The sequence below is a fragment of the Phocaeicola sp. ICN-14070 genome, from assembly GCF_037892625.1.
Taxonomy (GTDB): Bacteria; Bacteroidota; Bacteroidia; order Bacteroidales; family Bacteroidaceae; genus Phocaeicola; species Phocaeicola plebeius.
This window is the reverse complement of the sequence record NZ_JBBKBF010000009.1, coordinates 85,646-104,743: the sequence shown is the minus strand read 5'-3', so window position 1 is coordinate 104,743 and position 19,098 is coordinate 85,646. Positions and strand designations below refer to the sequence as shown.

General features: G+C 45.4%; 17 protein-coding genes. 12 read left to right on the top strand and 5 right to left on the bottom strand.

The features are described from left to right. The 5 genes from WKT20_RS04815 to WKT20_RS04795 form a co-directional block, all read right to left on the bottom strand. The coding region (locus tag WKT20_RS04815) for a 4Fe-4S dicluster domain-containing protein (RefSeq protein WP_340416951.1) at nucleotides 1-529 on the bottom strand (529 nt) is incomplete at its 3' end. A 6-nt stretch (nucleotides 530-535) separates the two neighbouring features. After that, a complete protein-coding gene (locus WKT20_RS04810) occupies nucleotides 536-2,062 on the bottom strand; it encodes a lipopolysaccharide biosynthesis protein (RefSeq protein ID WP_340416950.1) in 1,527 nt (508 codons plus the stop codon). A gap of 54 nt (nucleotides 2,063-2,116) precedes the next feature. Then, nucleotides 2,117-4,543 (bottom strand): GumC family protein, encoded by a 2,427-nt coding sequence (locus WKT20_RS04805; RefSeq protein WP_340416949.1) that lies wholly within the window; start codon nucleotides 4,541-4,543, stop codon nucleotides 2,117-2,119. A gap of 50 nt (nucleotides 4,544-4,593) precedes the next feature. Beyond that, a complete protein-coding gene (locus WKT20_RS04800) occupies nucleotides 4,594-5,388 on the bottom strand; it encodes a polysaccharide biosynthesis/export family protein (protein WP_340416948.1) in 795 nt (264 codons plus the stop codon). A 760-nt stretch (nucleotides 5,389-6,148) separates the two neighbouring features. Further along, on the bottom strand, nucleotides 6,149-6,301 hold the full coding sequence (locus WKT20_RS04795; RefSeq protein WP_270527307.1) for a hypothetical protein: 153 nt from the start codon (nucleotides 6,299-6,301) through the stop codon (nucleotides 6,149-6,151). Between the two features lie 189 nt (nucleotides 6,302-6,490). On the opposite strand from WKT20_RS04795, the gene WKT20_RS04790 reads away from it, so the two are divergent. From WKT20_RS04790 to WKT20_RS04735, 12 genes are all read left to right on the top strand, one after another. After that, entirely contained in the window at nucleotides 6,491-8,590 is a 2,100-nt protein-coding gene (locus WKT20_RS04790) for a BT4734/BF3469 family protein (RefSeq protein WP_304312365.1), read from the top strand. A 157-nt stretch (nucleotides 8,591-8,747) separates the two neighbouring features. Further along, nucleotides 8,748-9,017, top strand: a complete 270-nt coding sequence (locus tag WKT20_RS04785) for a DUF4248 domain-containing protein (RefSeq protein ID WP_022053432.1) — start codon at nucleotides 8,748-8,750, stop codon at nucleotides 9,015-9,017. A gap of 238 nt (nucleotides 9,018-9,255) precedes the next feature. After that, entirely contained in the window at nucleotides 9,256-9,690 is a 435-nt protein-coding gene (locus WKT20_RS04780) for an HU family DNA-binding protein (protein WP_117672236.1), read from the top strand. Nucleotides 9,691-9,790: 100 nt separating this feature from the next. Then, nucleotides 9,791-10,234 (top strand): N-acetylmuramoyl-L-alanine amidase, encoded by a 444-nt coding sequence (locus tag WKT20_RS04775; protein ID WP_119219597.1) that lies wholly within the window; start codon nucleotides 9,791-9,793, stop codon nucleotides 10,232-10,234. A gap of 107 nt (nucleotides 10,235-10,341) precedes the next feature. After that, on the top strand, nucleotides 10,342-11,454 hold the full coding sequence (locus WKT20_RS04770; RefSeq protein ID WP_340416947.1) for an MraY family glycosyltransferase: 1,113 nt from the start codon (nucleotides 10,342-10,344) through the stop codon (nucleotides 11,452-11,454). A gap of 330 nt (nucleotides 11,455-11,784) precedes the next feature. Beyond that, a complete protein-coding gene (locus WKT20_RS04765) occupies nucleotides 11,785-13,179 on the top strand; it encodes an ATP-binding protein (protein ID WP_178288088.1) in 1,395 nt (464 codons plus the stop codon). Between the two features lie 313 nt (nucleotides 13,180-13,492). After that, nucleotides 13,493-13,786 (top strand): nucleotidyltransferase family protein, encoded by a 294-nt coding sequence (locus WKT20_RS04760; RefSeq protein WP_118027776.1) that lies wholly within the window; start codon nucleotides 13,493-13,495, stop codon nucleotides 13,784-13,786. Further along, entirely contained in the window at nucleotides 13,770-14,177 is a 408-nt protein-coding gene (locus WKT20_RS04755; protein ID WP_117672225.1) for a HepT-like ribonuclease domain-containing protein, read from the top strand. The genes WKT20_RS04760 and WKT20_RS04755 overlap by 17 nt, the downstream gene beginning before the upstream one ends. Before the next feature lie 352 nt (nucleotides 14,178-14,529). Continuing rightward, a complete protein-coding gene (locus tag WKT20_RS04750; RefSeq protein ID WP_022053187.1) occupies nucleotides 14,530-14,868 on the top strand; it encodes a helix-turn-helix domain-containing protein in 339 nt (112 codons plus the stop codon). Further along, nucleotides 14,852-15,601, top strand: coding sequence for an ImmA/IrrE family metallo-endopeptidase (locus tag WKT20_RS04745; RefSeq protein ID WP_118425788.1), 750 nt, complete (start codon nucleotides 14,852-14,854; stop codon nucleotides 15,599-15,601). Before WKT20_RS04750 ends, WKT20_RS04745 begins: the two co-directional genes overlap by 17 nt. Next, the gene (locus WKT20_RS04740) at nucleotides 15,588-16,139 is read left to right on the top strand and encodes a hypothetical protein (protein WP_118337939.1); all 552 of its coding nucleotides are present in this window, start codon (nucleotides 15,588-15,590) and stop codon (nucleotides 16,137-16,139) included. Before WKT20_RS04745 ends, WKT20_RS04740 begins: the two co-directional genes overlap by 14 nt. Before the next feature lie 464 nt (nucleotides 16,140-16,603). Next, on the top strand, nucleotides 16,604-19,087 hold the full coding sequence (locus WKT20_RS04735) for an SLBB domain-containing protein (RefSeq protein ID WP_340416946.1): 2,484 nt from the start codon (nucleotides 16,604-16,606) through the stop codon (nucleotides 19,085-19,087). The last annotated feature ends 11 nt before the right edge of the window (nucleotides 19,088-19,098 follow it).

Here is a 19,098-nt window from a genome sequence, read left to right as displayed (position 1 = left end):
AGTTATCATATTCCTTTCTAAGAAAATTTTTTAAACCTGCTACTTGACAAGGAGTTCCTGTGAATAGTACTTTTTTTCCTGTCTTTAAAAGATTTTGTATTTCTATGTAAGTGTTTCTGACATCGCTATGTGCATATTTGGAACCTTGGAATTTATTTAGCATAGAAATGTCTTCACATATTTGGTGTTCTGCTCCTTGTTCAGTCCAAATCACTCCGCAGAATATACCTTTATTTTTGACTATATGTTTAGAAATTACGAAAGATAATCCTCCTGAGGTACTTCTTTTACGTTGTTTTCCGTTTTTGGTCCAGCCTGCAAAAACTCTTGGCTGTTTCTGATTATTTGTGGAAATAGGATGTAAAGCAGGACAAGTATTAATACATCTTTGACATCCTGTGCATTTTTCTTCATTAATGATTGGATATATGTTTCCTTTTTCATTTTCAACCATTTGAATAGCAGAATGTTTACATGACATTCTACATGCTTGGCAACCTGTACAAATGTTTTGGGGGCATATTTCCATGATAGATTATTTTTTTAGTTTGGATTTTATTATAGAGTGTATATATTTTTTTTCTTCATTATTTAATCCAATTGTGAAGAAAATAATAAATTCAATGATTAGTAGAATTATTGTAATATAACAAAACTCAAAAAAGCTATTTGCCTTTATTATAGATATTGTTGGAATAACAACTATGAATAATATTGTAGAACAAAATAACGAAGGGAGTATTGTCTTTTTTATGAAATGCAAAATATTGAATCCTATTAAATTCCGCAAATATATAATTCGCAGTATCAATGCAAATATATAAATTATATCTCGGATATAGAACATACTTTCGGGTGTCATTCCATATTTTCCTCCTACGTAGGATATTGGAATATTAATTAATAATAGAATACTAATTGTTATCTGATATGATTTAATTTTTCCTGTTGCGAAAATAGTAACCCATAATGGCCCCGAAAAGCATTCTATGAGTGCACCTATGATAATTGCCGTACAGATTGATTCTGTATGAGGCGGATATTTTCCAAGCCATAAGGTTAATATATATTCTAGGTTTAATAAAAGTGGGAAGGCAACGAAAAACATGATATAATAGGAGTATTTAGAAGATGTACAAATTAATGTAAATTGTCTAGAACGATCTCCTTCAGCTTCACTTTTTGTTAGTTGAGGATTTAGTGCTTGTTGAAAACCTGCAACAAGTGTCATTATTTGGCCATTAACCTGATTAGCAATACCGACTGCTGCATTTAATCCTACTCCATAAAAGATGTTAATTATGACGTTGATACCTTGTTGAAGTCCTACATTGGCTATACTTCCAAACATAGCCCATCCGGAAAATGATATAAGTCCTTTATACCTTTTTCTATCGTTAATATGTAAATAGTTAGTATCCTGAAAACTCTTTTTGCAATAGACCTTAAAACAGATATTGACAATGAGACTGACAATAAATAACAAAATGGCATAAAAAATAAGTCTATTATTATTTGTTAGTAATAGAAAATATACAATAGCTAGTTTTGATATGGACTCAATAATTCCAATATATGCATAAAATGACATTTTTTCATGAGCAATAATTAATGCATTATTGGGGACTCTGAGAATCAATGTTAGGCAATTTAATATTGTAAATTGATATACAATATTTACAATATCCATTTTGTTGGAGGGAAAATTCATTTGTGTGTTTATGAACCATAATCCAATGGTTTCAGATAAAACTAGGATTATAAATGCTATTCCAATATGGATATTTAAACATGCACTGTATATTTCAGATATATTGCCATCTTTTTTCCCTAATTCATATGATAAATGCCGTTGTGTTGCACTTGCCATAGCATTATTTATGAATGTAAATAAGACAACGACTCCTCCTACAATATTATAAATACCAAAATCTTCTAATCCTAGTGTTTGTAATACAACACGTGATGTATATAGGCCAACAAACATTGTTAATAGCATTCTTGAATACAAAAAAATAGTATTTTTGGCTATTCGTTTGTTGCTTTCTGTTATACTTCCCATTTTTTTATTTTGGAATTAGATATTATTACTTGTTATGAAATATGTTTCAAGATGTTATTTCTTTTCTTTTTCATAATATCCATATCCATATCCATATTTTTTTCCGTATCCATATTTCCCATATTTCCCATATTTCCCATATCCATAATAGTAGCCATTTTTACGCTGATTCATATCAATGCAATTTATCAGTGTACAGAGGTTTGAAAGTTTTTTATCTTTCTTTAGTTCGTTAATCAGTTCATAGTGACTCTTGTGGGTATAGCCAGCGCGACAGACATACACACTCAGTTCGGCTACACGAGCAATGAGTTGGGTATCGGTTACCATGCCAATGGGGGCTGTATCTAGAATTACATAGTCAAAGTTTGCTTTCAGAATTTCAATGGCCTTGTCAAGGGTCTTACGGGCTACCAGCTCGGTCGGGTTGGGAGGTACTGTGCCACCTGGAAGTATATACAAATTTGGTGATACTATAGAAGGCTGACACAAAGAAAGTAAGTCGGTATGTTCCGAATCGGCCAAATACTGGGTGATACCTTTTTCCTTATGGGAAATCTGGAAGACTTTATTCAGACCGGGCTTGCGGATATCGAGACCTACAATTACTACTTTCTTACCCATAAAGGCAAAGCTACAAGCCAAATTTCCGGCGGTAAAGCTCTTTCCCTCGCCGGAACTGGTGGAAGTGAAGAGAATTACTTTTTGGCCTTCCTGTAACATGTACTGGATATTGGTGCGGACGGAACGGAATACTTCTTCCATCAAGTCATTATGGTTTTCATGCACGACAATCGGATTCCCTTTGGTATCTGCCATGGGCACATCGCCCACTACTGGTACGTCAGTTATTTTTTCTACATCGGCACGGCTTTCAATTTTAAAGCGAAGCAGATTATTCAGATAAATGATAACTATTGGAATACCGATTCCTAGTACCAAGGCTATTAGGTAGAATGTTTTTTTGTTTGGGGAAACCGGACTTCCTGCTGAAAGAGGTTCCTCTACCATGCGCCCATTATTGGCTGTTGCTGCTAAAGTGATGGCATTTTCTTCACGTTTCTGGAGCAACATTAGGTAAAGGCTGGCCTTGATTTCCTGCTGCCGGGTAATGCTAAGCAGTTCTTTTTCTTGAGTTGGGGCATTACTGATTTTTCCTTCAAACTTGCGTGCCTGGTTTTCTAAGTCATTGCGGGTAATTTCCAACCCTTTCAAAACGCTATTGACAGAGGCTTGTACACTTTTGCGGGTGGCTTCGATAGAAGTGTCCAAGTTGACAACTGCAGGGTTGTTTTCACTGGAAGTCCGAAGTAAACGTTTGCGCTCAGTCAGCATTTCGTTGTATTGTCCAACCACTTTTGTTAAGGCATTGTCGGCTAATCCGATATTAGCTGGAATCACTTCCATTTGGTTGGAAGGATTGTCGATGTATTCTTTTAAAAATTGAACGAGACGAAGCTGGGTAGCATTGTCTGCACGTTTTTGTTCGTATTCCGCATTACCTTGTAAAGCAAGTTTGGCATCGGAACTTAAATCCGTCAGACCGGCCTTTTGCTTGTAGCTGGCTAATTCACTTTCAGTGGTACCCAGTTCTTGATTGATGATTTGGATACGCCCGTCAATAAATTCTGCGGTACGGCTAGCCACTTCGTTTTTGTCATCATTGGCATCACTGTTATAGAGGGCAACCAAGGTATTTAAAAAGTCTTTTCCACGACCAATGTGGGTATCGTTGTAATTTAACCGTACAATGGTGGTAAATTTGCTGGTAGGTTCAGCGCTCAATCGGGCTTTACAGCTTGCGGCTGCAGCAGTTGGTGTGATGACAGTTGCATAGATGGTGTGCGCTTCTTTGATTGTTGTGCTATCTTTCGGGCTGAGAGTAAGGGTACCTACAGGGGTCACCAGTACTCCGGGAAGTCGGTCAAAGTTCTTGGAAACGGTTCGTTCTTTCCCTGCTTGATAATAGAGGGCATCAGTCTGTACTTTTCCGTCCGCGGTACAGGCTAATTTGATTTGTAGGGCGGAAGGTAGTTTGTCTGCCTCTTCCGGGCTCATCCATACTTGTATAGGGGTGTCTTTGTAGAGCTGAGTAGGGTATCCGAAACTACGCTTTTCTTGGTAGGTGATATTCAAATTCAGCGTGTTGACTACTTTTTTGAGAAGGGTGCGGGATTGCAAGATTTCGACTTCGTTATCGAAGTTGCTGGCCATGCTGAGCATGCCCAAATCTTGCATGGCTGCCAACGAGGCATTTTGCCCACCGGCTTTATTTTTGTCTCCTTGTTTAATCAAGACCGTCGCATTGACATTGTATACCGGGGCCTCATAGCGCAGGTAGCACCACGCTCCAGCTAGGCATATTATCAGGCAGGCCACAAACCAAGGCCAATACATCAGGTATTCAAATAGGATGGCTTTATAATCTATAGGCTTTTCATTCTCGGCTTGAAACAATTCGTCGTCTCTTTCGTCACTCATAGATATTAAGTGTAATTAGTTTTTTTTGAAATTATGTGGATTTAAGGGCTTTATTTAAATACAGTCACCAGCAGGCTGGCAATAGATACCAAAATGGAGGTTGCACTGATCCAAAGGGTGGTACTGTTACCTATGTCAGAGTTGCGTGCTTTGGTCTTGTTGGGACTGACATAAAGAATGTCATTTTGCTGCAGGTAGAAGTAGGGAGAACGAACTAAATCGGCATCGTTCAAGTTGAGCGTTTGAATCAGACGCTCTCCGTTGGCATTCTCGCGTACAAGTTTGACGTTGTCGCGTACACCATACACCGTCATATCACCTGCCATAGCCAAGGCTTCCAACACGTTTACTTTTTCGTTGTTGACTGTAAAGGTCCCAGGACGGGTTACTTCCCCTAATACGGAAATTTTATAATTCACCATACGGACATTTACGATGGGGGTTTCTTTCAGGTAGGGTACCAATTTTTCACGAATCAGCGCTTCACATTCGTTTTTGGTAAGTCCGCTGATTTTCAGACGGCCCAAAACCGGGAAATCTATTTCGCCTTGGTTGTCTACAAGGTATTGTTGCAATACGGGTTGTGTAGTTAAACTCGTGCTGGCTTGCGAAACAGCAGATTGGACTGTCAAGTTAAACGGCACACTGGCCTGCGGGTCGGTGGTGCTGACGGTAATGGTCAGCAGATCCTTGGGCATGATTTTCGCATCGTAAAGGGGGATTTCACCAGCGGCTACTTCCACTTCCTGAGAATTTTGAAGGTAGGGTACCTTCTTGTAAGACGTACACCCGCTCACCAGCAGGGTGGACAACGTCAGCATACAGACTACTTTGCGTATCTTCATCTTTTCTTATGGTTTTGTTATGATTTTTCTAAAGGAATTTCCCTGTGCATAGGGCGTGCTTCGCCGTTACCACTCCCAGCTGTGGATTGGGGGCGGTAAACACAGCGGCCGATAATCAGCCGCAAAATTAAGCTTTATTTTTGGTTTATTCAACTTATAGAGGGGTTTTTGTCGGTGAAAAGGGTGGAAATCAATGAAAAAGTGGGCATATCGGTGGATTTTGTAACAATTCTGGAACGAGGTATAGGGTATAGGGGCGGGGCGTGAGAAAAACGCAAGGGCGTTTTACCTGAAACGCAAGTGCATTTGAGATAAAACGCAAGTACGTTTTACTTCAAACGCAAGTACGTTTTACTTCAAACGCAAGGGCGTTTGATTCGAAACGCAAGGGCGTTTTCGGGGAGTTCCGGAAAGGGAATCATGACGGGTTGTCGGGGTTGGCAGGCATTTTTATAAAATGTATATACGCGGGGTGTGGAACAAGTGTGTCATACTTGTTCCACACCTGTATATAGAGAGTTTGCAAAACCGGTGCCAACCCCGACAACCCGTCAAGCGGTGGCCCGGGGAAGACCGGTTCTTCACTACCGTTCTGTATCTTTTGTGCGAGGGGCTTGGATGCCTTGGCTTGATTTAATTCGCTCTAAATCAGTGGTGAGTGAACGGAAAAAGTCGCGGAGCAGCTCGTCCTGCTTCTGCGGATCGGCGGCAAGCAGTCGGTGGTACACGGCAAGGATGCGGCCGAGGAATGTCAGATCCGTCAGGAGCCCTTTTTAACTTTTTGAAACGTGTGTGCGCTCATCGGCGCCAGTCGGCACAACTCTTGTACGGTGAGGGTACGGCCGTGCGACCGCACCTGGTGGCGCCACGCTTCCAGCATCTGTCCCAGTTCAATCAATTTCGCTTGTTTCATACGCATTTTTGTTTAAAAAATAAAATTATAGTAAATTGTTAGTTAAAATATTGCACACATGTGTGCAATGTGGGTTTGTACTTTCTGTAAACTTGTGTTACATTCGTTTCGCTGTTTTGAAAAGAAAACACAAAAATTAAAACTAAAAGGATTGCAAATTTAATAAATTATAAAATAAAACACGAGAAAATGAACAAAATGATGTTAAGTATTTTTAAGGGTTATGCCGACACGATGCCCGTGGCGGCGAGTCTTGATGAAGTGGTCCGTCTGATTCGGGAGGACAAGGTGTTGGCCGACCACACCGAAAAGTACCGTTACTATCGCTCGCAGGGGCAGAAGACGGCCGCCAACCGGGAAAAGGCGGCCTGCCCCTGCTTTGCCGTGGCGGTGCGTTTTGAGAACGGGAAACGGAAGGCCGACATCAGTGGCTGGACGGGTCTCTCGATGGTGGACTTTGACCATCTGCCCGAAGGACAGGCGGAGGAGGTGTTCGAAAAAGTGTGTGCCGACCCGCATACTGTGCTGGCTTATACCACCATCAGCGGGCAGGGGGTGAGGGTGGTGTGCCGTTACTGCCTGGACGGGGAGGTGCCTGACAATGACCGTCTGACGCTGTACGCCCAGGTGTTCAACAGGGTAAACGAGTATTACCAGAAGCTGACGAAGTGTGCTTTCGACCCTGCCTGCAAGAATGCCACGCGACTGAGCGGACTGGCGCATGACGCGCAGGTGCATTACCACGGCGGGGCGGAACCTTTCCGCTTCGACCTTTCGCGCATGAAGAAGGCGGATGAGCCGCGCAGGGGACGGGTGGAGCGTGTGGTGGCCCGTATCCGCAGGGAGCTGGAGGAGCAGGGTGTGGTGTATGCCCCGCATCATCACAACGAGTACATCATGCGCATGGGCTATCTGATGAACGAGTTCGGGCTGCCGCTGGAGCAGGCCATCGGCTGGGCGGACGGACGCTTTCCGGAATACGACGGCGACGTGGCGGCCATTTTCCGCTCGTGCTATGCCGATACGGAGGCGCACGGACGGCGGGAGGCGGAACTGTTTCGTGCGAAGAGGGAGAAGAAGGGGGAAGGACGTTCCCAGCTGGCCACGCCCCAGGAGATAGAGCAGTTTCTCGCCACGCAGGCGGAATTCCGGAAGAACGTGATTACCGGGAAGGAGGAGATGCGGCATCCCGAGGCCGGGGAGTTTGTGGAGCTGACCGACCGCCTGGTGAACTCGCTGTGGAGCCGCATGACCAAGGAGGGGCACACGGTGCGCCTGTGCGACGTGCGTTCGGTGCTGGAGTCGGAGTTCGTGCCGGAGTTCAACCCTTTTACGGAGTATTTCCGCTCGCTGCCTCCGTGGGACGGGGTGACCGACCACATCGGGCGGCTGGCGGCCACGGTGCACGTGGAGGGTGACGCGAAACTGTTTGATGATTGTTTCCGCAAGTGGCTGGTGGCTGCGGTGGTGTCGCTGATGGTGAAGGAGGTGACGAACCACCAGATTCTGGTGCTGGTGGGGCGGCAGGGCTGCTACAAGACGACCTGGCTGGCGCGTCTGCTGCCGCCTGAACTGCAGCGGTATTTCTGCGTGCGCTCCAACAGCGGACGGCTGACGAAGGACGATAACCTGGCGCTGTCGGAATTTGCGCTGATTTGCCTGGAGGAGATTGACGAGCTGCGCCTGGGCGACATCAACCAGCTCAAGGCGATGGTGACTATGCCGGCGGTGAACGAGCGGAGGGCGTACGGGCACTACAAGGAGAACCGTCCGCACATCGCGAGTTTCTGCGGCACGACCAACCAGCCGGAATTTCTGAACGACCCCACGGGAAGCCGGCGCTGGCTGCCCTTTACGGTGGTGCACATTGACGACCCCTACACGCATCCCGTGGACTATGCGGGGGTGTACGGGCAGGCCCTGATGCTGTGGAAGAAGGGGTTCCGCTACTGGTTCGACGAGGAGGAAATCGCGCAGGTGAACGCACGCAACGAGCGGTTTGAGACGGCCAGCCTGGAAACGGACTTGTTGCTGGCTTTTTTCCGCGTGCCGATGCCCGGCGAGGAATGTATGTTCCTGACGGTGGGCGAGATTTTGCAGCACATCAACGGGGGCATGAAGAATCCCCTCAGTGCCGTCAAGGTGGGGCTTGCCTTGCGGAAGGCGGGATTCGAGCAGGTTCGCGTGGCGGGAAAGAGGGGGTATCGGGTGGTGATGTATACCATCGAAGAGGTGAACCGTAACCGTCGTGCCATGGGGCGATTCACCGAGGCGCCGGCTGAAGAGTAGTCTTCATCGCCCGGTCGCCGGATGGTGGTAATGCTTTGATTTTCATGTGGATTTTTATGTTCCGAAGAAGGGAAAATACCGGGAAAAACGGGTGGAAAAACTTGTGTATCCGACCGGAATTGTGTAAATTTATAGGTAACTAAAATAAAACGGAACAATGAACTACATGCAATTGAAAACGGGACCGGGAGCTGTTTCCGGGGAGGAACGGGAGGGTTTCTGCCTGAAGGCTTACCGGAAAAGTGAGTTGGCGGGCTTGTATTTTCCGCAGGCAGGTAAGAAAGGTGCCCTGCAGGGGCTGGGGCGATGGATCAAGCAGTGTGCGGAACTGGAAAGGGAGCTCGAGCGGTCGGGCTACCAGAAAAACCGCAAGTTTTTCCTGAAATCGGAGGTGGAACTGATTGTGAGGTTCCTTGGAGAGCCGTAAGCGGCGGCGTTTCCTTTTTCTAATGTCTTCAAAAGTCTTCAAATTTCCTCGAATGTCTTCGTAAGTCTTCGTATGTCCTCAAATGTCTACATGGGCGGAAACGAGAGTGCTAACTTTGCCTTTGTAAGAAACAATGAAGTATGAAGAGTGAATAATGAAGAATGTGCGCGCGTTTCCTGGATTCTTAATTCATCATTCTTAATTCTTCATTTTATTATTAATTTTAATTGATTGACCTATGAAGAAAACAGTGACTTATTCGGTTGTAGGGCGTGTGAACCCGGCCGATCGTGAAAGCGGTGAAGTGAAGTATTATGCACAGTCGCAGGCTCGCGGCGAGATGGGTATCCGTGAAATAGCGGAACGTATTCACCAGATGTGTACCGTGACCCGTGCCGACGTGATGGCGGTATTGACGGGACTGGAAGACATTGTATCGGAAGGCTTGCAGGGCGGCGAAATCGTACGCCTGGGTGAACTGGGTTCGCTGCAGCTGAGCCTGAGCGGGGAAGGAGCCGCTACGGAAGATACGTATACCGACAGCATGATTGAAAAGGTGCGCGTGCTGTTCCGCCCGGGTACGGTGATGCAGGAGGCTATCAACAACCTGGCTTTCGAACGGGTGCCGGTGAAGTATAAGAAAGAAGAAGAGGACGACGGTGCAGGGGTGTAATCGGAACTAAGGCGTGAGAAGATGACGAAAGTAAAATGGATTGTGGTCAGGGTGCTGAAGTGTATTCTCTGTCTCCTGACCGGAAGAAAACCGGATTGTGATGAGAAAAATTGACATGATTGTGATTCACTGTACGGCAACGAGAGCGGACCGCCCGCTCTCGCCTGCCGAACTGACGAAGATGCACCGGAAACGGGGGTTCAAGTGTTGCGGATATCACTATTTTGTCCGCACGGATGGTGAAATTTGTACAATGCGACCGGTGGAACGGGCCGGAGCGCATGCCAGGGGGTATAACGAGCACAGCATCGGCATTGCGTACGAAGGGGGACTGGATGCGCAGGGACGGCCGGCGGATACGCGTACGGAACTGCAGAAGCGTTCGCTCCGGATTCTGGTGAGGGTGCTGAAATCGGATTTCCCGGCCATCACGCAGGTGGTGGGGCATCGCGACCTGAGCCCGGATCTGGACGGCGACGGAACGGTGGAACCGGAGGAATGGACCAAGGCCTGCCCTTGTTTTGACGTGAAAAAGGAGCTGTAGCGGAACAAAAGTTTTCAAAATCGTAAAAAGAAGGTGTCCGGCGCCTGAAAAGTTTTCAGGATTCGAAATAAAATCCTACCTTTGCACTACTCAAAATCCAAACGGACATGGCGAATCTGTATATTATCATTTCTGCATTTGTATCGGCAGTGATACTGGGGAGAATCATTATCCCGAATATTCTGATTATTTCATTGCGCAAACGCTTGTTTGACGTGCCTGATGAACGGAAAGTACACAAACGTCCGATACCTCGCCTCGGGGGAGTGACCTTTTTCCCGGTAATTCTTTTTTCCTTGTGTGTGTTTACGGCCGTGCGGCTGATGACGGGCCACGGACCTGCGGATACTTCGACAACGGACCTGGTGTGCGAGTTTCTTTTCCTGACGGGAGGGCTGACCCTGCTGTATATCGTGGGCATTGCCGACGACTTGATTGGGGTGCGCTACCGGAAGAAGTTCCTGGTGCAGATTATCTCGGCGGCGATGTTTCCGCTGTCGGGCTTGTATATCAACAATTTCTATGGTCTCTTTGGCATTTACCTGATTCCTGCAGAGGTAGGTATTCCGCTGACCATGCTGCTGGTGGTGTTCATCACCAATGCCATCAACCTGATTGACGGTATCGACGGTCTGGCATCGGGGCTGAGTATGGTGGCGCTGCTGGTGTTCGGGGTGCTGTTCGTGCATTTCCACATGTGGAGCTATGCCATGCTGGCTTTCGTGACGGTGGGGGTGATTATCCCGTTCTTTTCGTACAACGTGTTCGGCAGTGCGGATTTGGGAATGAAGATTTTCATGGGGGATACCGGCAGCTTGACGCTGGGGTATATTCTGAGCTTCTTTGTCATCAAGTACTGTATGTATGAGCCGGATATGCTGCTCACGATGAAGACGAGTCCGGTGCTGGTATCGTTCAGCGTGCTGATGGTGCCGTGTCTGGATGTGATTCGCGTGGTGCTGCGGCGTGCGCGTAACAAGCGGGTGCTGTTCATGCCCGACAAGACGCACATCCACCACAAGTTCCTGGCCATGGGTTTCTCACCGCGGAGGGCGCTGGTAACGATTCAGCTGATGTCGGCCTGCTTCTGTGCGTTTACCATCGTGGCGATTCTTTATATGAATAACACGCTGGTGTTCGTGATTGACGTGGTGGTATGGACGCTGCTGAACCTCTGGTTTGACCATGTGATTAACCGGAAGGCGAAGAATGGAGAATAATGAAGAATTAAGAATGAATAATGAAGAACGGGAGGGGTGACTCTTCCGTTTTTTTTATTATGACATAAGAACAAAAAGACATAATTTCAATAATGATGAAGAATGAAAAGTGAAAAGTGAAAACGCAATACGCTCACCTCTTTTACTTTTTAACTTTTACCTTTTAACTATATACCTTATACCTTTTTCTGTCTAAAGAAGCTCGATATCTGTATAACTCGTTTGAGAAAATGTGCTGTAATGAATGTTATTCGTTTGAAAAAATGTGTCGAATGTTGGTTTATTCGCTGGAAAAAGTGTAATTTCGTCGTTGGGAAATAAGATTACACCATGCTTAAAAGGAAGATAGAAACATATTTAGCCGACTGGAAACGGTCTGAGGACAGAAAGCCTCTTGTAATAAAAGGTATCCGCCAGTGTGGAAAGACATACATTGTTCAGAAATTCGCAAGGGAGAATTATGAAAGTGTGGTCTATATGAATTTCATTCTTGAGCCTGACAACAAGTCTGCCTTTACCGGCAATATAGATGTGGATACCATCATTCTCAACCTCTCTGCTTTGATTCAGGGCAGTCGTTTCATTGAAGGGAAGACTTGTATTATTCTTGACGAGATTCAAGAGTGTAGGGAAGCAAGGACTGCCTTGAAGTCATTTCATATAGACGGGCGTTTCGATGTCATTGCCACAGGTTCGCTTTTGGGGGTAAAAGGTTATGGTCAAAGTAAGAAAAAGAAGGAGGATGTAGGGCAAGATTCTGTTCCGGTCGGATACGAAACCGTGATTGACATGTATCCATTGGATTTTGAAGAGTTTCTATGGGCAAACGGAATCGGTCAGACAGTTATTGATTCTGTAAAATCATGCTTTGAGAACGAAAAGGCTGTTCCTGACGGGATTCATAAGGTCATGATGGAGATGCTGTACAGATATGTGATTGTCGGAGGGCTGCCGGAAGTGGTGAATTGCTTCCTTAAAACCAGGAATATCGAACTTATCTATAAGTTGCAGCGAAATCTTATTGCCGGATACGAAGAAGATATGGTTAAATATGCAGAGGATGCGGACAAGCCCAATATCCGGGAATGTTTTGACTCTATTCCGAAGCAACTGGCTAAAGAGAACAAGAAATTCCAGTATTCAGTTGTGAAAAAGGGAGGAAGGTCTGCTCAATACATCGGCAGTATTCAGTGGCTGGAAGATGCAGGGATTATCCGTAGATGCTATAACACACAGACTACGGAATTGCCGTTAGAGGGGAATGCTATTAAAGACTGTTTCAAAGTGTACACAACTGATATAGGTATTCTTGTGGCAATGCTCGACTATGGTACTCAGGCGGATATTTTAAAGGGAAATCTTCTTGGATACAAGGGAGCTATTTTCGAGAACCTCATGGCGGATTTTCTGTGTAAGTCCGGTCAGAAACTGTACTATTTCCATAAGGACAGCGGGCTTGAACTGGACTTCCTGGTAAGGTTCAAAGGCGAATGTGTTCTCCTTGAAATTAAGGCAAAGTCTGGTAAAGCAAAAAGCATGACTACGGTTCTTAAAAATAAGGACGTGTATCATGTTAAGAATGCAATCAAGTTAGGGCAATATAACGTAGGCCGTGATGGGGATATTCTTACTATTCCACTATACATGGGATTTCTTGTAAACGACAAACTTGCAGACGTTATCATTCCTGATGTTGATGTGAGTGCGTTGAATAATGAAGAATGAAGAGTGAAGAATTAAGAATGAAGAATTAATATAGTGAAGGACGGGAGGGGTGACTCTTCCGTTCTTTTTTTTGTTATGACATAAGAACAAAAAGACATAATTTCAATAATGGTGAAGAATGAAAAGTGAAAATGCAATACGCTCGCCGCTTTTACTTTTTAACTTTTCACTTTTAACTCAATACCTTCTTCTGTTCTTTTGTCTAAAGAAACAACATGTTTCTGTGAGGCGTATCGTTTGAAAAACTTATGCGATTAAGTTGGAAAGATGAAAGCTTTTATGTTTCTTTGTGTAAACTTCATCTCTGCAAGCTATGGTTAGTACAACAGACATCATCGACAGACTGAAAATATTCAAAGCACAATCGGCTTCGAAATATAAAATAAAGTTCATGGGGTTGTTTGGCTCCTATGCGCGCCAGCAGCAAGATGAAAAAAGTGATGTGGATGTTTTTATCTGTCTGCAGGAACCGGACTTTTTCGTGATGGAGCAGATTAAAGAAGAACTTGAAGTTTTGCTCCATTCTTCTATTGATTTAGTGAACTTTAGAGAGTCACTTCGTCCAACGTTAAAAAAGAATATCCTTAAAGATGCGATCTATATCTAAAGAAATATTGATTGATTTATTGGAGCTGATTCTGGAAAAAGCTACTCTCGTGATAAACAGAAATCAGTCGATTACGTGTGCACAGGATTTTCTTACATCGCCGGACAGAATGGAAAAATTTGATGCAGCATGTATGCTGATACAGGTAGTAGGTGAAACGGCTAAGAAGATAGATGATCGTACATCGTCTCTGTTGTTTGCGCATTATCCGCAAGTCTATTGGCGAGGCGTATTCGGATGTCGAAATATTATTTCGCATGAATATGGGAATGTAGACCCCATTCAGATATTTGGTATAATCAAAAAGTATCTTCCTGAACTGGTTGTTTGTGTAAAGCAAATTTTGTCAGACGTGGAAGCAGGTAAGCATGACAGCTTATTCTTGTCATAGAATGAAGAGTGAATAATGAAGAATGAATAATGAATAATGAAGAACGGGAGGGGTGACTCTTCCGTTTTTTTTATTATGACATAAGAACAAAAAGACATAATTTTAATAATGATGAAGAATGAAAAGTGAAAACGTGATACGCTCACCGCTTTTACTTTTTAACTTTTCACTTTTAACTCAATATGTTCTTCTGTTCTTTTGTCTAAAAACAAAAAGGAATATTCTCATTCTTCACCCTTTGCTTTTGGTTCTATAAATAAAAGTTATAAATCGGGTTGATTTTATTTGTATTTTCTGCTTTTATAACTTAAAAATGAGTATCTTTGCAAACGAATCATTTAATTGATAAAATATGGGACTTGATCAGGTAATCGGGAAAAATATCAAGGCTTTTCGTGAGCATTTGAACTATACCCAGCAGGAAATCAGTGATTATTTAGGTATCAGTCAGCCGGCATACGTGAAATATGAAAAAGGGGAGACTGTAGTTCCTTTGGAGGCAATGGAGAAACTGGCCACTCTGTATAACGTGGATGAATACGATCTGATGGAGGAAAATGAACAGCTTTTTCAGACATCTGTGGCCTGTGCGTATCGTAAGACGGGAAATATTGGAAATCTTGGTCAGATTTCTCAATTTCAGAAAATAGTCAGAAATTATATTCAGATGTGCAATGAGCTTGAGAAGTAAAGTTGAACTGGAATGTCTTGCAACCAGGTTGCGGGAGGAGATGCACGTGACTACAAAGGACCCTGTGCGCATTCATCAGATATTGAAAGAAAAGCACGTGCTTACGTGGTTTAAGAAGCTGGATGATAATTTTTCGGGCATGGCAATCCGGATAAAGGGAAACGGATCTTCTTCTGACAAGTATTTCATGTTGATAAATACGGCTTTGTCTTATGCCAAGCAGCGTTTTACTGCCTGTCATGAGTTGTATCACTTGTTGTATCAGAAAGATTTTAAGGTGTCGCAGAACAATGCGGGGCTGTTTAATAAAAAAGAGGAGGAAGAGTATAATGCCGATGTGTTTGCAGCCTACCTTCTGCTTCCGGAAATGGGGTTGAAGGAACTGGTTCCTGCCGAGGAACAGCAGGTTGACAAAATAACCTTGGCTACTCTTCTGAAGGTGGAGCAGAATTTTCTTTGCTCAAGGGCGGCGCTTCTTACCCGGCTGAAGGACTTGAAATGGATTACCAAGAAAACGTTTGACCTTTACCAGAAAAATGTGGTTGCTTCGGCAATCGAATACGGTTATAATACGCAGTTGTATTATCCTACTTATCAGACGGAGCTGGTGGGAGATTATAACTTGAAAGCTCGTGAATTATATGATAAGGGGCGTATTTCTCAGGCAAAGTATTACTCGTTGCTGATGGATATGGAAATTAATGTTTCTCAAGAGGTATATGGGGAGGAATAAAGTAATATTGGTGGATGCCGATGTCATCTCTCATTTCATGGCTACCGGTTATATAGACAGGCTGACGGAAATTCTGCAGCCTCATGCCGTGATGATTGTAGAGAATGTGTACAAGGAGGCCAGCTATCATCCTACGGAGCCGGACAGGAAACGGAAGGTGGACAAGTGGATGGAGCACTGCAAGGTATGCAAGATTGCTTTCCCTTATGCCAATGAAAATATCCGGCGAGAGTTTTTCCGGCTTAAAAAAGAGAATCCGATGCTGGGGGACGGAGAACGGGCTTGTATGTCGATGGCGCGTTTTGGACAGGAGGTTATCGCAAGTAGTAACTTTCGGGATGTGGCTCCTTATTGTGATGAGAATGGCATTGAATATATTGGAACGCTGGATGTGCTGACTATTGCAATGAATAAGGGGATTTTTACAAGTGATGAATGTAATCGGTTCATGGCGGAAGCAAAGGCGAAAAACAAAGCGAAATTTCCAGTTGACGATATTACTGTTTATCAGGCGCCGGAATACATCAGTACGTTTTGATAGTGAATAATGAAGAATGAAGAATTGAGAATGAAGAATGAAAAATAATGAAGAATTAAGAATGAATAATGAAGAACGGGGGGACTCTTCCGTTTTTTTGTGATTACTTGCCGCTTTTACTTTTTAACTATTACCTTTTAACTCAATATGTTCTTCTGTTCTTTTGTCTAAAAAAAGACATAAAAAATAGACATAAAAAAAGGGAATCTTCCCAGACTCCCAATCTTCATTAACCTTAAATCTAATACCATGAAAAACACGATGCAAAGGTAAGGATTTTATGTTATGAAACATATAATTGGAGCGAAAATCTGCATTGAATTAACTATTTTTATGTTTTAAAGCAGGGACGCGGAATTTTTACACCGGTTTTTTCTGCTTGGAATGTAGATTCCGGGGCTAAGCGCTTGGTGATTCGTTTTCAATAATGTATCTTTGTCCTTAAAACTAAAATGAAAGACAGAATGAGAAGACAGTTTGTAAGATTGGCATTGTGTCTGTTCCTGCTGTGGGGATCCGTCGCGTATGCCCAGAGCGGAATGACCGACAACCAGGTGATAGAATATGTGCAACAGGCGCTTCAACAGGGCAAGGACCAGCAAACCATTGCGATGGAGCTGCTGGCCAAGGGGGCCACTCAGGAGCAGTTGCTGCGATTGAAGTCCATGTATTCGGGTTCGACGGGCGCGTCGACATCGGGCAGCGGTTCTCTGACGGGGGAAGACAGCTCGCTGCTGGGCTCTGGTTCACGGGCCCGGAAAACTACTGCGACCGGTACGGAAGAGGATGCTTCGGAATTCCTGGAGACAAGTTCGACAAACGTGGACAAGAGCATGTGGTCGGAAGACATGCAGAAGACCATGAAGAAACGCCGCAACCTGACGACGGTGGTTACCAGCGAGAACGATGTGTTCGGACGGAATATCTTCAACATTGAACAGCTGACCTTCCAGCCTAACCTGAGCATGGCAACTCCGGAAAACTACCGTTTGGGACCGGGTGACGAGGTGATTATCGACGTGTGGGGCGCTAGCCAGAATACCATGCGGCTGGAGATTTCGCCCGACGGCTATGTGAACATCATCAACCTGGGTCCGGTGTACCTGAACAACATGACGATTCAGGATGCACGCCAGCTGCTGAAGCAGGAATTGGGAAAGATTTATGCGGATTCGGGCAATAACATCCAGGTGACATTGGGAAATATCCGTACCATCCAGGTGAACGTGATGGGGGAAGTGATGGCGCCGGGTACGTATTCGCTGTCGTCACTCTCGACGGTATTCCATGCGCTGTACGTGGCAGGTGGTGTGAGCGACATCGGTAGCTTGCGTAACGTGCAGGTGGCCCGCGGCGGAAAGACGTTTGCCCGTCTGGACGTGTATGAGTACATCATGAAGGGGCAGATTCAGGACGACATCCGCCTGCAGGACGGCGACGTGGTGATTGTGCCTACTTACGACGAGCTGGTGAAGATTACGGGTAAGGTGAAGCGCCCGATGTTCTACGAAATGAAGAACGGGGAATCGGCTGCCACTTTGCTGAAGTATGCCGGTGGTTTTGCTTCGGATGCTTACAAGAAGAGTATCAGGGTGTTGCGTAAGGACGGTAAAGAATTTTCCGTGAAAACGGTGAACGATATAGACTATTCTGCGTTTAAATTATTAGACGGTGACGTGATTTCGGTGGATTCGATTCTGAACCGCTTCAACAACCGTCTGGAGGTGAAAGGGGCTGTGTATCACCCGGGAGTATTCGAGTTGAGCGGTTCGCTGAACACGGTACGCCAGCTGGTGGAGAAGGCCGACGGTTTGCTGGGGGATGCCTTTACAGGACGTGCGGTGTTGTATCGCGAACGGGAAAACCTGACGAAGGAGGTGTTGCCGGTTGACATTCAGGGTATCTTGAACGGTACGTCGCCCGACATTGCCTTGCAGAAGAATGACATTTTGTATATCCCGAGCATCCACGATTTGCAGGACATGGGCAAGGTGACCATCAGCGGTGAGGTGAACAAGCCGGGCAGCTATACGTATGCCGACCACATGAGCCTGGAGGACCTGGTGATTACAGCGGGCGGTTTGAAGGAATCGGCTTCGCTGGTGCGTGTGGACGTGTCACGACGCATCCGTGACCCGAGAGGTACAGCGGAACCGGACGTAATCGGACAGAATTTCTCGTTCGGACTGAAGGATGGTTTCGTGGTGGACGGTGAAGCGGGATTTGAACTGCAGCCGTACGACCAGGTGTTTGTGCGCCGCAGCCCGAGCTACAACGAGCAGGTGAACGTGACGGTGGACGGTGAGGTGCTGTTCCGCGGTGATTATACGCTGAACACGAAGAGCGAGCGTCTGAGCAGCCTGATTCAGCGTGCCGGCGGGGTGAGCCGTTATGCGTATGTGCGTGGAGCGAAGTTGCGCCGCGTGGCCAACGAGGAGGAGCTGCGCCGCATGGAGGATGTGGTGAAGATGATGCGCCGTGAAATCGGTGATGCCATGGCCAACACGCTGGGACTGAAGGTGGACAGTACGTTTACAGTAGGTATCGACCTGGAAGCTGCACTGGCGAACCCGGGCGGAGACGCTGACCTGGTGCTGCGTGAGGGCGATGTGCTGACTGTGCCGGAATATAATAATACGGTGAAGGTGAACGGAGCGGTGATGATGCCGAACACGGTATCGTATGCGGCAGGCAAGAGCGTGAAGTATTACCTGAGCCAGGCGGGCGGTTACTCTGCCAACGCCAAGAAGAGCCAGAAGTTCATTATTTATATGAACGGACAGGTGGCCGAAGTGAAGGGCAGCGGCAAGAAACAGATTGAGCCGGGCTGCGAAATCGTGGTGCCGAACAAGACGAAGAAGTTCAACTTTGCGAACATAGTATCGAATGCGACTTCGTTTGCTTCACTGGCTACGATGCTGGCTTCACTGGCTACGATGATGAAATAACCTTTAAATCT